At 68.0% G+C, this 13333-nt stretch carries 15 protein-coding genes; 7 read left to right on the top strand and 8 right to left on the bottom strand.

Annotation, left to right across the window (positions count from 1 at the left end; all coding sequences use genetic code 11):
* The first annotated feature begins 60 nt into the window (after positions 1 to 60).
* The 5 genes from VMR86_04985 (at position 61) to VMR86_04965 (ending at position 6027) form a co-directional block, all read left to right on the top strand.
* Positions 61 to 846, top strand: a complete 786-nt coding sequence (locus tag VMR86_04985) for an outer membrane lipoprotein-sorting protein (GenBank protein HTO06393.1) — start codon at positions 61 to 63, stop codon at positions 844 to 846.
* A gap of 11 nt (positions 847 to 857) precedes the next feature.
* The gene (locus VMR86_04980) at positions 858 to 1346 is read left to right on the top strand and encodes a hypothetical protein (protein HTO06392.1); all 489 of its coding nucleotides are present in this window, start codon (positions 858 to 860) and stop codon (positions 1344 to 1346) included.
* Complete coding sequence (locus VMR86_04975; protein ID HTO06391.1) at positions 1343 to 1963, top strand: TetR/AcrR family transcriptional regulator; 621 nt, start codon at positions 1343 to 1345, stop codon at positions 1961 to 1963. The genes VMR86_04980 and VMR86_04975 overlap by 4 nt, the downstream gene beginning before the upstream one ends.
* 132 nt (positions 1964 to 2095) lie before the next feature.
* Positions 2096 to 3220 (top strand): hypothetical protein, encoded by a 1125-nt coding sequence (locus tag VMR86_04970; GenBank protein ID HTO06390.1) that lies wholly within the window; start codon positions 2096 to 2098, stop codon positions 3218 to 3220.
* A 68-nt stretch (positions 3221 to 3288) separates the two neighbouring features.
* Positions 3289 to 6027, top strand: coding sequence for an efflux RND transporter permease subunit (locus VMR86_04965; protein ID HTO06389.1), 2739 nt, complete (start codon positions 3289 to 3291; stop codon positions 6025 to 6027).
* Here VMR86_04965 and VMR86_04960 read toward each other — a convergent pair whose 3' ends face one another.
* Together VMR86_04960 and VMR86_04955 are read right to left on the bottom strand one after the other, a co-directional pair.
* Positions 6028 to 6528, bottom strand: coding sequence for a YbhB/YbcL family Raf kinase inhibitor-like protein (locus VMR86_04960; protein ID HTO06388.1), 501 nt, complete (start codon positions 6526 to 6528; stop codon positions 6028 to 6030). It abuts the gene before it with no gap.
* Between the two features lie 23 nt (positions 6529 to 6551).
* Positions 6552 to 6722: a DUF1328 domain-containing protein gene (locus VMR86_04955; GenBank protein ID HTO06387.1), complete on the bottom strand. Its 171-nt coding sequence runs from the start codon at positions 6720 to 6722 to the stop codon at positions 6552 to 6554.
* A 163-nt stretch (positions 6723 to 6885) separates the two neighbouring features.
* On the opposite strand from VMR86_04955, the gene VMR86_04950 reads away from it, so the two are divergent.
* On the top strand, positions 6886 to 7797 hold the full coding sequence (locus tag VMR86_04950) for a DUF1207 domain-containing protein (GenBank protein ID HTO06386.1): 912 nt from the start codon (positions 6886 to 6888) through the stop codon (positions 7795 to 7797).
* Between the two features lie 11 nt (positions 7798 to 7808).
* Here VMR86_04950 and VMR86_04945 read toward each other — a convergent pair whose 3' ends face one another.
* Genes VMR86_04945 through VMR86_04920 form a run of 6 tightly spaced genes read right to left on the bottom strand, consistent with a single transcriptional unit; the run spans position 7809 to position 11892 of the window.
* Positions 7809 to 9209 carry an NAD(P)(+) transhydrogenase (Re/Si-specific) subunit beta gene (locus VMR86_04945; GenBank protein ID HTO06385.1) on the bottom strand — a complete coding sequence of 467 codons (1401 nt, stop codon included), beginning with the start codon at positions 9207 to 9209 and terminating at the stop codon, positions 7809 to 7811.
* Complete coding sequence (locus tag VMR86_04940; protein ID HTO06384.1) at positions 9206 to 9478, bottom strand: NAD(P) transhydrogenase subunit alpha; 273 nt, start codon at positions 9476 to 9478, stop codon at positions 9206 to 9208. The genes VMR86_04945 and VMR86_04940 overlap by 4 nt, the downstream gene beginning before the upstream one ends.
* 39 nt (positions 9479 to 9517) lie before the next feature.
* Positions 9518 to 10510, bottom strand: coding sequence for an inorganic phosphate transporter (locus VMR86_04935; protein ID HTO06383.1), 993 nt, complete (start codon positions 10508 to 10510; stop codon positions 9518 to 9520).
* Positions 10511 to 11137 carry a DUF47 family protein gene (locus VMR86_04930; GenBank protein ID HTO06382.1) on the bottom strand — a complete coding sequence of 209 codons (627 nt, stop codon included), beginning with the start codon at positions 11135 to 11137 and terminating at the stop codon, positions 10511 to 10513. It lies immediately after the preceding gene.
* 57 nt (positions 11138 to 11194) lie between these two features.
* Complete coding sequence (locus VMR86_04925; GenBank protein HTO06381.1) at positions 11195 to 11542, bottom strand: hypothetical protein; 348 nt, start codon at positions 11540 to 11542, stop codon at positions 11195 to 11197.
* Complete coding sequence (locus VMR86_04920) at positions 11539 to 11892, bottom strand: hypothetical protein (GenBank protein HTO06380.1); 354 nt, start codon at positions 11890 to 11892, stop codon at positions 11539 to 11541. The genes VMR86_04925 and VMR86_04920 overlap by 4 nt, the downstream gene beginning before the upstream one ends.
* Before the next feature lie 40 nt (positions 11893 to 11932).
* Here VMR86_04920 and VMR86_04915 point away from each other — a divergent pair, with 40 nt between their 5' ends.
* A complete protein-coding gene (locus tag VMR86_04915) occupies positions 11933 to 13090 on the top strand; it encodes an LLM class flavin-dependent oxidoreductase (protein ID HTO06379.1) in 1158 nt (385 codons plus the stop codon).
* Positions 13091 to 13333 lie beyond the last annotated feature (243 nt).

The raw sequence follows: 13333 nt of genomic DNA, 5'->3' as shown, positions 1-13333 counted from the left end.
GCTGCGGTCGGCCTGCGCTCGGCCCTCACAAATCCGGCCTTCCGCTAAGATGGCAGCCCGATGGTGAACCGGTGGGTTGCGGCGCTGTTTCTCGTCCTCCTTGCGCCGCTCGCGGGGGCGCAGAACGACATCGCGGCCGTGCGCGACTGCCTGAAGCGCAACGTTCCCAAGAAGTCGAGCGTGCAGACGGTGCATTTCACCTCCTACGACCGCATCGGCGGCTCGCGCGAGTTCCGGGGCAAGATCCTGGCCACGACCATGGAGGACGGCACGCGCCGCGGGAAGCTGTGCATCAGCCAGCCGCCCGAGATGCGCGGCTCCGAGGTGCTGTCGATCGAGGTGAAGGGCGAGCCGCCGCAGAACTTCCTGTACACGACCGAGTTCCGGAAGGCGAAGCGCGTCTCGGGCGACGGCGCGGGCGGGAGTCTCTTCGGCACCGACTTCACCTACGAGGACATGCAGCGCTTCATGCAGCTGAACCGACCCGAGTCGACGGAGCGCCTGCCCGACGACACGCTCGACGGGCGCGCCGTCTACGTGGTGCAGTCCAAGCCGACCGACGCGCAGGCGTCGGCGTACTCCAAGGTGCTGAACTTCATCGACAAGGACACCTGCGTGGTGCTGAAGAGTGAGTCGTACGAGGGCACGGAGCGCCTGCGCAAGGTGCTGGTCGCCAAGCCCGACGCCATGTATTCCGAGAACGGCATCCACGCGCCGACCGAGGTCGAGATGAAGGACGTGCGCGATCAGACGCGCACCGTGATCGCGGTCGAGGACCTCGAGGTCGACGGTCAGGTCGACCCGCGCAGCTTCCAGGTGAGCGAGCTCGGCAGACACTGCCGGTAGGCGGAAGCGGCATGCTCTGGCTGTTGCGCGCGTCGGTCTGGCTGTGTGTCTCGGCGGGGATGCTGCTGGCCGGCTTCGCGCTGTTCGCGAGCGTGCTGCTCGTCCCCAGCGTGATCGCCAACGGCAACCTGCCCGCGCCGGTGCAGCGCCAGGCGCTGGCCACGGTGTACTCGCTGATCGCGCTGCAGGCGCTCCTGCCCGACCTCGCCATCACCTTCGCGGTCTGGCTCGCGCTGGCGTGGGCCTTCCCGAGGCTCGACCGGAGCTGGCGTGGGCTGATCGCGGGAATGCCCCTGGTGGCAGCGCTCGGCTTCCCGGCCGTGGGTCACTACCTGTTCACCATCTGGACCCCCGGCGGTGCGCGCGACTACGCGCTCACGGTGGTTCTGATCGCCTTCGGGGTCTCCGCCGCGCTGCTGGCTCCGCGAGCGCTCTCACGCGCGCTCGGCCCGGGCTGTTTCACCATCGCCTCGAAGCGCGGTATGGTGGACGCGCCATGAACGAGCCCAGCCTGCCCCCCGTGAAGCGGCCGCGCGGCCGGCCCCCGCTCCCGCGCGCGGGCCAGCGCCAGCGGCTGGTCGAGGCGGCGATCCGGGCGTTCGACCGCACCAACGGCGAGAAGCTGACCGTGTCGGACATCGTCGGGGAAGCCGGGATGTCGTCGCGCACGTTCTACGACCACTTCGAGTCCAAGGACGAGCTCGTCGCCGAGATCTTCATGACCCAGGCACGCGGGTTCGTGGCCCGGCTGATGGAGATCGCCCAGCGCACGCGCGGTCCGGTCGAGCGCTGCGACCAGGCGCTGCAGGCGTTCTTCGAGCGATTCCCCGCCGCCACGACCATCGACTTCGAGCGCCTGGGCGGCCCGGCAGGCGAGCGCGTGCGCGCCGAGCGACGCCGCTGCGTGAACCTGATCGCGGACGGAATCGTGAGCGAGCTCGATAAGATGCACGCGAGCGGCGCGATGACCCACCCGCCCGACCGGGCGCGCATCGAGCTTGTGCTGACCGGGATCGAGGGCCTCTCGATCCGCTACTACAGCGAGGGCCGCCAGACCGAGCTGGCGCAGCTCCGCCCCATGATGCGAGAGCTACTTCTGCGAGCAACGGGCTTCTGAACTTTTATTGAAAACCTCGTCTTCTTTTTTTCTTCCCTTTCAGAAATCGCTCGTGTAAAAAGCCCGCAGGAGGGACTTCGCATGAAGGCTCGTATGCGAGCGGTGACTTTGGCTGTCTGCGCGGCTGCGCTGATGGCGACTGGCTGCGGCAATCTGACCATTCGGAGCTGGGTCAAGATCATCGGCGACCAGAGCTCGGGTCAGGTGACGACCGACGCGCTGGCGGGTGCGGTGTTCAACATCACCGAGCTCCAGGGCGGCTTCCTGGGGCGGATCGTGCTCGACACCAGCACGCTGCCGGGCCCGGTGAACGGCACCGTGAACGTGGACGACATCCGGATCGCCGGGCTCGGCGAGGGCGTGCTCGGCTACGTGTGTATCTGGCAGAGCCCGGCCAACCCGTCGAGCGGCACCATCAACCTCGACATCCTGAACAGCAAGGGCTCGACGACGATCGGGTTGAACATCCTCGCGACCGCGCGCATCGCGGATCTCCTGGCGGTTCCACCGTCGCCGATCTCGCAGCAGGCGACCTTCCCGCTGAACGGCGTCGGGATCTCGCAGCTCCTGAACGCGGCAGTCACTGGGAACTCCGACGGCCTGTTCGCGACCAGCGCGTCGTTCGTGGGTGACACGACCATCCTCGACGCGCCGGCGACGTTCAGCCTGAGCATCGCGGTCACCAACGAGTCGACGGCGCCGGTGTTCGATCCCGCTCTCACGCTCGATCCGATCGGCGGCGGGTGCGCGCAGCACTTCGCGGAAGAGGGCAACGACCTGTTCTACGGCGTGAACTCGAAGGGCAGCTACCTGCTCGCGGGCGGCGTCGACCACCCGCAGCCGCCGACGATCATCAAGCTGGCGGACCTCGGCGCTGCGCCGGGCAGCACGCTCCGGATCGATCGCGTCGGCACCTACGACGACAAGACGGAGCTGCGCGATGGCAACGCCACCAAGGTGGGCGCGGTGTTCAGCTCGACCAACGAGGTGAAGAAGGACAACCAGCGCAACCGCATTCCGGGCGCGATCGAGGCGGGCACGAACGTCACGACCGGTTCGTATCTGAAGTGTCTGATCTTCCCGATCTGCACCTCGGTCCCGACCGACATCCCGCAGGATTTCGCGGTCACCAGCGGCGCGACGCTGACGGTCCCGGCCGGCGCTCAGTACCTGATCGTGGCGCCGATCCCCGACTCGCTGACCTGGGGTGACAACTCCGGCTTCGGGCTGGGTGTCGATCTCACGGTCAACCCGTAACGCGGAGTCGCTCGAACTTCCCTTATAGTGGGCGCTCGAAAGAGCGCCCACTATAGAGGGAGGAGCGCTTGGAACGAGCCTTCCGCCTGATCGCGTTCCACCCCTGGTGGGTGCTGGCCGCGATCGCGTCCGTGACGGTGCTCCTGGCGGCGCCGCTGGTCGACCTCGAACACCGGCGGCTGCGCCTGGACGTCGACATGTCGACGAACCGTCTCTTGCCCGAGAACCAGCCCGGGCGGACGTTCTACGACTACGTGCGCAAGGCGTTCGGCAGCGACGAGACCATGGTCGTCGCGCTCTCCGCCGACGACATCTTCACGCACGACGTGCTGTCGCGGATTCAGCGCATGTCGGACCGTCTGGCGCGCGTCGAGGGCGTGCACCACGTCGTGGCCATCACCAACGTGGCCAACGTGCGAGGCACCGAGGACGGCATCGACGTCCGGCCGTTCGTGAAGGACATCCCCACCGACCCGGGGCAGCTCGCGACGCTGAAGCACGAGGCGCTGGGCAACCCGATCTACGCGGGCAACCTGATCTCGAAGGACGCGAAGACCGCAGCCATCGTGGTCGAGTTTCTCGACTTCTCCGACCGCGACTTCATCGACAAGGGCATCGACGACGAGATCGACCGCATCGCGCGCGAGGAGGCCGGCCCGGTCAACGTGTACGTGACCGGCGGGCCGCACCTCAAGGTCGCGCAGGTGCGCTACCAGCTCGGCGATCTGCGCGACGCGATCCCGATGGTGGTCGGCGCGCTCGCGATCGTGCTGGCGCTCTCGTTCCGCACGCTGCGCGGCACCCTCCTGCCGCTCCTGGCCGTGTTCGTGGCGCTGATCTGGACGCTCGGCTTCGAGGCCTGGCTGGGCAAGGAGCTCACGCTCACCACCGTGCTCGTGCCGCCCATGCTGATCATCCTGGGCGTCGCGTACTCGGTGCACGTGATCTCGGAGTACTACGACGTCTTGCGCGAGGACCGCCGCTCGAGCTCCGCGCACGCGGTCCACCACGTGCTGCACGGAGTCACGCTCGCCGCGCTCCTGACCGGTGGGACCACCGCGGCCGGCTTCTACTCCGAGGTGCTCACGCCGATCAAGGCGATCCAGGAGTTCGGCTACATGTCGGTGGTCGGCGTGCTGGCCACCCTGATCGTGTCGCTCACGCTCACCCCGGCGCTGCTCTCGGTGCTGGGCCGGCCGCGCCGGCTCGCGCGTGCCGAAGAGGCCGACGAGGAGAGCTTCTTCGGTCAGCTGATGGTGCGCCTGGCCGAGTTCGACCTGCGCAACAAGCGCGCCATCTACTTCTTCTGGGCCATGGTCTCGGTGCTCTCGTGTGTCGCGGCCACGCGGCTCGTGGTCGGCAACGAGAGCCTGCGCTTCCTGCCCGAGCGCGCGCAGCAGCGCCGCGACTTCGACGCGGTCAACGAGAAGCTCAACGGCGCGAACGCCTTCCAGGTGGTCGTGCAGGCCGACGGCGAGGCCAACTTCAAGCAGCCGGAGAACCTGCGCGCGCTCGAGTCACTCCAGGACTGGCTGGACGACCAGCCCGAGATCGGCGGCTGCACGGGCCTGGTCGACTTCGTGAAGCTTTTGAACCGCGCCTTCCACGAGAACGACCCGGGCTATCTCTCGGTGCCCGAGACCGAGCGACTGACCGGACAGCTCTTGTTCCTGGGCGCCAGCGACGAGCTCGAGGGCTACGTCGACGCGCGCTACCAGCTCACCAACATCCAGGTGCGCTCGACGGTGTTCGACACCGAGCTCGTCATGTCGCTCGTGAACCGCATCGAGACACGGCTGAAGCAGCTCCCCCCGGGGCTGCACGGCCAGGTCACGGGCAACTCGATCCTGATGACCCAGGTGGTCGACAACCTGATCTGGGGTCAGGTGCAGAGCATCATCGGCGCGCTGATCATGATCTACGCGCTCTTGTGCGTGATGTTCCTGTCGTTCCGCCTGGGCGTGGTCGCGCTGCTCCCCAACGTGATTCCCGTGGCCGTGTACTTCGGCGCGCTCGGACTCACGGGCATCACCCTCAACTTCGCGACCAGCATCATCGCGCCCATGGCGCTGGGCGTCGCGATCGACGACACGATCCACTACTTCGCGCGCTTCAACCCCGAGGCCAAGCGCCTGGCCGACGAGCGGCGCGCGACCATCTCGGTGCTGCGCTCGGTGGGCCGGCCCGTGCTGTACTCGACGATCTCGCTGTGCGTCGGGTTCCTGATGCTGTCGTGGAGTGACCTGCTCTCGTACCGCCAGGTGGGCGGCATGGGCGCGTTCACGCTCGGCTTCTCGGTGCTGGTCGAGATGACGCTCACGCCGGCGCTGTGCGGTGGCCTGCGCATCGTGACTCTCTGGGACACGCTCACGCTCGACCTGGGCGACGACCCGCAGGTCGCGATCCCGCTGTTCCGCGGGCTCAGCAAGGCGCAGTGCCGGATCGTCGCGCTGATGGCCAACCTGCGCAGCGTGCCCGAGGGCGAGCCGCTCATGCGCCTGGGCCAGACCGACCGCGAGATGTACGTGATCGTCGACGGCGCGCTGCGCGTCTGGAAGGACGGGCCGACCGGGCCGATCGAGCTGCGCTCGTCGTCGCGCGGCGACGTGATCGGCGACGTGGGTCTGTTCACCGGCGAGCGCAGCGCCAACGTCGACGTGGCCAAGGACGCGCGGCTCCTGCGCTTCACTCCCAACAACCTGCAGCGCCTGCGGCGCCGCTACCCGCGCATCGCGTCGACGGTCATGCGCAACCTGAACGAGATCCTGGCGCGCCGGCTCTCCGACCTGACCGACCGCCTGCGCTGACTAGCGGTGCGTCTTCTGGTAGGTGCCGATGAGCTGGGCCTTGGCCAGCACGTGGCCCTGGATCGCCTGCTCGAGCTCGGCCTTGGTGAGTGACCCGCGGTCGCCGAGCGCCACGTCGAGCGCGTACAGCTTGAAGAAGTAGCGGTGGCGGCCGATCGGCGGGCAGGGCCCCCGCCAGCGCCCTTCGCCGAAGTCACTCTTGCCGCGCAGCGTCCCTTCGGGCAGCGCGCCGCCGGTCCCGAGCCCGCGCGCCGAAGCCGGCAGGTCGTAGATCACCCAGTGCACCCAGGTGCGCTTCGGCTCCTCCGGATCGGGCGCGTCGGGGTCGTCGACCACCAGCGCGAGTGACTTCGTGGCTTCCGGCGGGCTACTCCACGAGAGCGGGGGAGACTCGTCGCCGGCCTCACAGGTGAAGCGCGCGGGAATGGCCGCGCCCTCCGCGAACGCGGACGAGCGCAGCGCGAACTGCGCGGCAGCGGCCAAGGCGAGCAGCGCCGTCACGCGCCCAGCCTATCACGCGCGCATCAGGGCGAGCGCATCACGCCCGAGCCCGCGATCAGGCTCACGACGAACACGACCAGGAACACGAAGAAGAGCACGCGCGCGATGCCCGCGGCGGCGACGGAGATCCCGCCGAAGCCCAGCACGCCGGCGATCAGCGCGATCACCAGGAACATGAGAGACCAGTAGAGCATCTCGACTCCTTCGTTCCCTCCGAGGAACGAGCACCGCTCGAGCAAGCCCCGTGCCGGGCGCTGCGGCAGCTGCGCAGGCGCGGCCGCGCGAGCCTGGGAATTTCTACAAACCCGATCCGCGCGCAGCGCGCGACCGCCGCTGCCAGTGAGTGGCCTGGCACGAATGCTGCTCACCGCGAACGCCATGCGGAACGTCAGTCGTCTGGTCGTGTCACTCGTCTGCTTCTGGCTGTGCAATGCGGCGAGCGGCGACGAGCCGAACGCGCCCACGCCAGACACTCCGGTGAGCGCGCGCGAGGAGGCGACCGGCTACACCTTCCTGCCCACGCGCTCGCTGTTCGACCCGCTGATCGCCGACGTGCGCTGGCCGCGCTTCTCGGCCGAGTATCAGGCCTACCACAAGGATCCGTTGCTCGGGAACGTGGGCAGCGCGAACTTCGGCGGCACGCTGCCGATCCTGCAGGGGCCGTTGCCGGCCGAGGGCCGCTGGGACGTCGGCTTCCAGGCGGCGGTGTTCTCGATCTTCGACCTGGACTCCCAGTCACACGACCTGGTGAACGCGGACTACTTCTTCGGCCTGCCGATCTCGGCGCGCTGGGGCTGGTTCTCCGCGATGCTGCGCGTGTACCACCAGAGCTCCCACCTGGGCGACGAGTTTCTGCTCGACCACGGCGACGTGCAGCGCATCAACCTGTCGTACGAGGCCCTGGACTTCTTTCCGTCGGTCGACCTGTGGGACTGGGGGCGCCTGTATCTCGGCGGCGGCTACCTGTTCGATCGCGACCCGAGTCAGCTGAAGCGCAAGTACGTGCAGGCCGGCGTGGAGCTCAAGAGCCCGCTCGCGTTCTTCGGCTGGCTGCGCCCGGTCGCGGCCGCCGACTTCAAGCGCAACGAGGAGCAGGACTGGGCGACCGACTACTCGGTGCGCGCGGGCTTCCAGTTCGAGAACGAGAAGGTGTTCAAGAGCCGCCGGCTGCTGCTGCTGGGCGAGTACTACAAGGGCTTCTCACCCAACGGCCAGTTCTTCGACCGGCGCATCGAATTCTTCGGCGTGGGCGTCCACTTCTTCTTCTGAGCCGCCGCGAGTCAGTGGATGCCGCTGCCCCCGGTCAGCGCCTTCACCACGTCGCCGATCACCGCCTTGGCGTCGCCGAACACCATGACCGTGTTGTCGGCGGTGTAGAGCTCGTTGTCGATGCCCGCGAAGCCGGGATTCATGGAGCGCTTGATCGCGATCACCGATTTGGCCTTGTCGACGTCGAGGATCGGCATGCCGTAGATCGGGCTGGCCTTGTCGTGGCGCGCGGCCGGATTCACGACGTCGTTCGCGCCGACCACCAGCACCACGTCGGTCTGCGGGAAGTCGGGGTTGATGTCGTCCATCTCGACCAGCTCGTCGTACGGGATCTCGGCTTCGGCGAGCAGCACGTTCATGTGACCCGGCATGCGGCCGGCCACGGGATGGATCGCGAACTTGACCTGGATGCCGCGCTTCACCAGCTGGTCGCGCAGCTCGTGCACGCGGTGCTGCGCCTGCGCCACCGCCATGCCGTAGCCGGGCACGATCACCACCTGACTCGCGGTTTCGAGCAGATCCGCCGCGTCCTGCGGGGTGGCGCTCTTCACCGGCTTCTGCTCGCCGGCGACGGCCGCCGTCTGCACCTGGCCGAACGCGCCGAACAGCACGTTGGTGAAGGAGCGGTTCATCGCGCGGCACATGATCACGGACAGGATGAAGCCCGAAGAGCCGTCGAGCGCGCCCGCGATGATCAGCACCTTGTTCTCGAGCACGAAGCCCATCGCCACCGCGGAGAGACCCGCGTACGAGTTCAAGAGTGAGATCACGGTCGGCATGTCGGCGCCGCCGATCGGAATGATCAGGAGCACGCCGAACAGGAGTGACAGGCCGATGATCACCGGAAAGAGCTGCCACTGGGTCGGGTCGACCACCAGCCACAGACCCGAGCCGATCGCGATCGCGAGCAGGGTCAGGTTGATGAAGTTCTGGTTGCGGTAGGTGATCGGCCGGGTGGGAATCACTTCCTGGAGCTTGCCCGCCGCCATGAGCGACCCGGTGAAGGTCAGGAAGCCGAGGATGATCTCGACCGCGATCGCGAGCATGCGAAACCCGGTGAGCTGGCCCTCGCCCAGCCACAGGCTGTATTTCGCGGTGCCGACCAGGCCGGCCGCGAGACCGCCGAATGCGTGCGAGAGCGCGGTCCGTTGCGGCACCGCGGTGAGCGCCACGCGCGAGAGCGGAACGCCGATGATGGTGCCCACCACCGCGCCGATCGCGATCCACTCGTAGTGGGCGATCTCGGGGTGGACGACCGTGCCCAGGATCGCGGCCGCCATGCCGAGCACACCCGCCAGCACGCCGCGCCGCGCGGTCTCGGGGCGGGACAGCCAGCGCAGCGAGAAGATGAACAGGGCCGCCGCGGCGAGATACGCGCCCTGGGTCAGATGCTCGACCAGCTCTGGAGTCATTGCCCGGGCTCGCGGCGCTTGAACATGCGCAGCATGCGGTCGGTGATCAGGAAGCCGGAGACGATGTTGGTCATGGAGGCCGCGACCGCGATCGTGCCGAGCACCGTCGAGAACGTGGTCTTCTGCTCGCCCGCGATGATGATCGACCCGACGACCGCGATCGCCGAGATCGCGTTGGTGAGCGACATCAGCGGCGTGTGCAGCAGCCGGGACACGTTCCGGATCACGTCGAAGCCGATGAACGTGGCGAGCATGAAGACGAACGCCATGCCCCAGAGATCGAGACTGTCCACTCCCTCTACTCCTACCTACTTGGCGAACGCGAATTGCGACAACAGCGCGAACGCCCCGCCGACGAGCCCCGCCGCCGGCAGAGTCAGCACCCAGGCCACCAGGATGTCACGGGTGAGGCCCCACTTCACGGCCGAGAGCCGCTGGGTGGCGCCGACGCCCATGATCGAGGTCGAGATCACGTGCGTGGTCGAGACCGGGAAGCCGAAGTGCGCGGTGCCCAGGAGCACGGCCGACGCGGCGGTCTCGGCCGCGAAGCCGTGCACCGGGGTGAGCTTCACCAGCCGCATGCCCAGCGTGCGGATGATGCGTTTGCCGCCCGAGTAAGTGCCCAGGCCGATCACGAGCGCCGAGGCCAGCTTCACCCACAGGGGCACCTCGGTGGTGGCGATCGCTCCGGCCGAGAACAAGGCCAGCGTGATCACGCCCATGGTCTTCTGCGCGTCGTTCGAGCCGTGGCTGAACGCCATGAACGAGGCCGACACCAGCTGCGCGCGGCGGAAGCGGCGCTGCAGCACGCCGGGGTGCGCGCGCCGGAAGATCCACAGGATCGCGACCATGAGCGCAATCCCCACCGCGAAGCCGATCAAGGGCGCGCACAGCGTGGGAATCAGCACTTTCTCGAAGATGCCCGACCACAGCACCTCGGAGCGGCCCGAGGTGGCCAGCACCGCGCCCGACACGCCGCCGATCAGACAGTGACTCGAGCTCGACGGCAGCGCCCACCACCAGGTGAGCAGGTTCCAGGCGATCGCGCCGACCAGTCCGCCGAACATGACCGGCGGAGTGACTGCACCGACGCTCACGATGCCCTTGGCCAGGGTCGCCGCCACGTTGGTCGACACCAGCGCCCCCAGCACGTTCAGCACCGCGGCCGCGAACAGCGCCAGGTTGGGCGGCACCGCGCGGGTCGAGATGGCCGTGGCGACGGCATTGGCGGCGTCGTGGAAGCCGTTCGTGTAGTCGAACGCCAGCGCGACCACGACGACCGCAATGAGCAGCGGTTCCATCTAGCTGTTCTCGAGAACCACGCCCTCGATGACGTTCGCCACGTCCTCGCAGCGGTCGACGGCGCGCTCGACGTCTTCGTAGATCTCCTTCCACTTGATCAGCCGGCGCGCGTCGGTCTCTTCCTTGAACAGCCGCGCCGTGGCGCGGCGCAGCACGCGGTCGTTCTCCTTCTCCGCCGCCTTGACCTCCGCGCACAGCGCGCGCACGTGCGCGGGGTCGAGCTGCTTGGGCAGGGCGTCGACCGCCGCGCGCAGCGACTCCGTCGCGCGCACCAGGTTCTTGCCCATCTCGACCACCTCGGGCGTGGCGCTCTCGATCTCGTACAGCCACACGCGCTGCGCGGTCGCCTCGATGTGGTCCATGATGTCGTCGAGCCGGCTGGACAGCGTGTGTATGTCGGAGCGGTCGATGGGCGTGACGAAGGTGCTGTGCAGCGTCTCCATCGTCTCCTGACACACGCGGTCGGCTTCGTGCTCGACCGCGTGGATCTTGTCGTAGCGGTCCTTGGCCCCGGCCGGCGCGTCGAGCAGGTCGGCGAGCAGCCGCGCGCCGTCTACACAGAGCTGCGCATGGCGCGAGAAGAGCGCGAAGAACTCGGTCTTCTTCGGTAGGAAACGGCCCAGCATGGTCCACCCCGGTTGCGCCCCCCTATTAACACATCCGGGGCGGTTTGGGCGCGCCCGTCAGTCGCGCGGATTCTCGTAGAACACGTAGTTCGTCGAGTAGTCGCTGATCTCGAAGTAGACCTTCTTCTCGCCCGGGTCGACCTTGTAGTTCTGGTTCTCGTCGAGCACGCCCCAGCCGTAGCGGTACGGACGCGGCTCCTCGTTCGAGTGAGCCGTGCCGAGGCTGGTGGTCAGCTTGTCGATCTTGATGAAGCGCAGGAGCAGCTTGTCTGCGCCGTAGACGTCGAGCACCCCGTCGTCACCGGTCCAGTTCTGGATGGCCCGGCCCAGGCGGTTCTGGCTCTCCTGCGTGCAGGTCAGCAGCGCGAGCGAGGCGACGGCAAGCCAGGCCGCCGCGCGAGTCACTTCTTTTCCTTGTCTCTCTTCGGCTTGTCGAAGTCGACGCTCACCACCTTGTTCTTGGTGGTGTCGTACACGCAGGTCCACTCGAACTCGCGCCCGCTGTTGTTGGCGGCCTTCAGCGAGCCCGTGCCGCCCACGCCGCTCTCGGTGCTGGACTGCTGCCACTCGCGCGAGATCGTGAGCTGGATGTCGTGCGCGCCGCCGTGCTTGGCCTTGATCTTCTTCATCACGTCCTTCTGGCAGACTTCCTTCACGTCCGCCGGCTTCTTGGTGGCGGCGGAGGCGGTGCCGAAGGCCAGGGCCGCGCAGGGCACGACCCAAAGAGCTGCGAAACGAATGGTCCGAGACGACATTGGAAATCTCCTCTCCCTGTGCGCGTAGAATAAGTCGCGAATGAAGGTCTCGCTGTTCTATTTGCCGACCGTCGGTTCGCGAGCGGAGATCGAGGCCGGCCGGGTGGGTCTGTCGGGTGCGGCGTACGACCGCATGCTGCGCGACCTGTCCGAGCAGGCGCGCCTGGGCGACGACCTGGGCTACGACTCGATCAGCTTCACCGAGCACCACTTCCACGTGGAGGGCTTCGAGCTCTCCAACAACCCCGTGCTGCTCGACCTGTTCGTGGGGCTGCAGACCAAGCGCATCCGCGTGGGCCAGCTCGGCATCGTGCTGCCCTCGCAGAACCCGCTGCGCGTCGCGGAAGACATCGCCATGCTCGACCGCATGACCGGCGGGCGCGCGAACGCCGGCTTCGCGCGCGGCTACCAGCGCCGCTGGGTCGACATCATGGCCCAGCAGACCCACGGCATTCACGGCGCGCTGCCGCACCAGCACGACGCGATCGACGAGGCGAACCGCCTCGCGTTCGAGGAGTGTTTCCAGATCGTGAAGCGCGCCTGGACCGAGGATTTTCTCGAAGTCGACGGCCGTTTCTGGCGCGTCCCGGCCGGCGAGACACCCTGGACGCTCGAGGCCACGGCCAAGTACGGCGGCGGCGTGCGCGACGGCGTGGTGAAGGCGGTGTCGGTGGTGCCCAAGCCCGTGCAGAAGCCACACCCCCCGCTGTTCCAGCCCTTCGCGTCGTCGGAGCGCAGCATCCGCTGGTGCGCCGAGCAGGGAGTCACTGCGGTCCTGCCGCCGCTCCACCCCAAGCGCGAGCTCGCGCTGTTCGAGCTCTACGCCGAGGTCTCGGGCCGGCCGCTGGGCGAAGGCGTGGGGGTGCTGCGCGACGTGATCGTGGCCGACAGCGACGAAGAGGCGCAGGCGCTCTGGCGCCAGTCGAGCACCTTCGTGGCCGCGGCCTGGTTCGAGCCGTTCGGCTTCTACCACGGGCTCGCCGATCCCGATGGCGGCCCGATGATCGAGGACTTCTTCGCCACCAGCCTGGCGCTGGTAGGCTCGCCCGACACGGTGACTCGCCAGCTCGAGGCGCTGCAGAAGCGCCTGCCGACCCAGTGGATCTTCGCCTGGAACTACATCTCGCTGATTCCGAACGCGATCCAGCTGCGGTCGATCGAACGGTTCTGGACCAAGGTCCTGCCGCGCGTGAGCTAGGGAGCGCCGGCCGGCCAGGCCACCACCGGCGGCGTGGTCGGCTGCGCGCGGCCGCCCGCCGGCTCGACCGTGACCACGAGCGCGTCGGGCGCGCTCGCGAAGGGGCGGCCCGGGGTCCAAAACCGCTCCCGGATCGTGGCAAGATGGCGGCCAAACTCAGCCGTATCCCGGGAGGCCCGCCATGAATTTCGACATCCCGCGCGACATCGCCGCGTATCTCGTCGAGCTCGACGAATTCATCGA

This window comes from Myxococcota bacterium (genome assembly GCA_035498015.1).
Classification (GTDB): domain Bacteria; phylum Myxococcota_A; class UBA9160; order SZUA-336; family SZUA-336; genus VGRW01.
Note: the sequence above shows the minus strand (reverse complement) of the source record. Positions and strands in the feature narration are given on the sequence as shown.

Coding starts and splice junctions, on each gene's coding strand:
- VMR86_04955 (HTO06387.1), bottom strand. CDS start 6,722: ATGCTCTACTGGTCTCTCATGTTCCTGGTGATCGCGCTGATCGCCGGC.
- VMR86_04985 (HTO06393.1), top strand. CDS start 61: ATGGTGAACCGGTGGGTTGCGGCGCTGTTTCTCGTCCTCCTTGCGCCG.
- VMR86_04920 (HTO06380.1), bottom strand. CDS start 11,892: ATGTCGTCTCGGACCATTCGTTTCGCAGCTCTTTGGGTCGTGCCCTGC.
- VMR86_04980 (HTO06392.1), top strand. CDS start 858: ATGCTCTGGCTGTTGCGCGCGTCGGTCTGGCTGTGTGTCTCGGCGGGG.
- VMR86_04935 (HTO06383.1), bottom strand. CDS start 10,510: ATGGAACCGCTGCTCATTGCGGTCGTCGTGGTCGCGCTGGCGTTCGAC.
- VMR86_04950 (HTO06386.1), top strand. CDS start 6,886: ATGCTGCTCACCGCGAACGCCATGCGGAACGTCAGTCGTCTGGTCGTG.
- VMR86_04975 (HTO06391.1), top strand. CDS start 1,343: ATGAACGAGCCCAGCCTGCCCCCCGTGAAGCGGCCGCGCGGCCGGCCC.
- VMR86_04915 (HTO06379.1), top strand. CDS start 11,933: ATGAAGGTCTCGCTGTTCTATTTGCCGACCGTCGGTTCGCGAGCGGAG.
- VMR86_04945 (HTO06385.1), bottom strand. CDS start 9,209: ATGACTCCAGAGCTGGTCGAGCATCTGACCCAGGGCGCGTATCTCGCC.
- VMR86_04970 (HTO06390.1), top strand. CDS start 2,096: ATGGCGACTGGCTGCGGCAATCTGACCATTCGGAGCTGGGTCAAGATC.
- VMR86_04930 (HTO06382.1), bottom strand. CDS start 11,137: ATGCTGGGCCGTTTCCTACCGAAGAAGACCGAGTTCTTCGCGCTCTTC.
- VMR86_04940 (HTO06384.1), bottom strand. CDS start 9,478: ATGGCGTTCGTCTTCATGCTCGCCACGTTCATCGGCTTCGACGTGATC.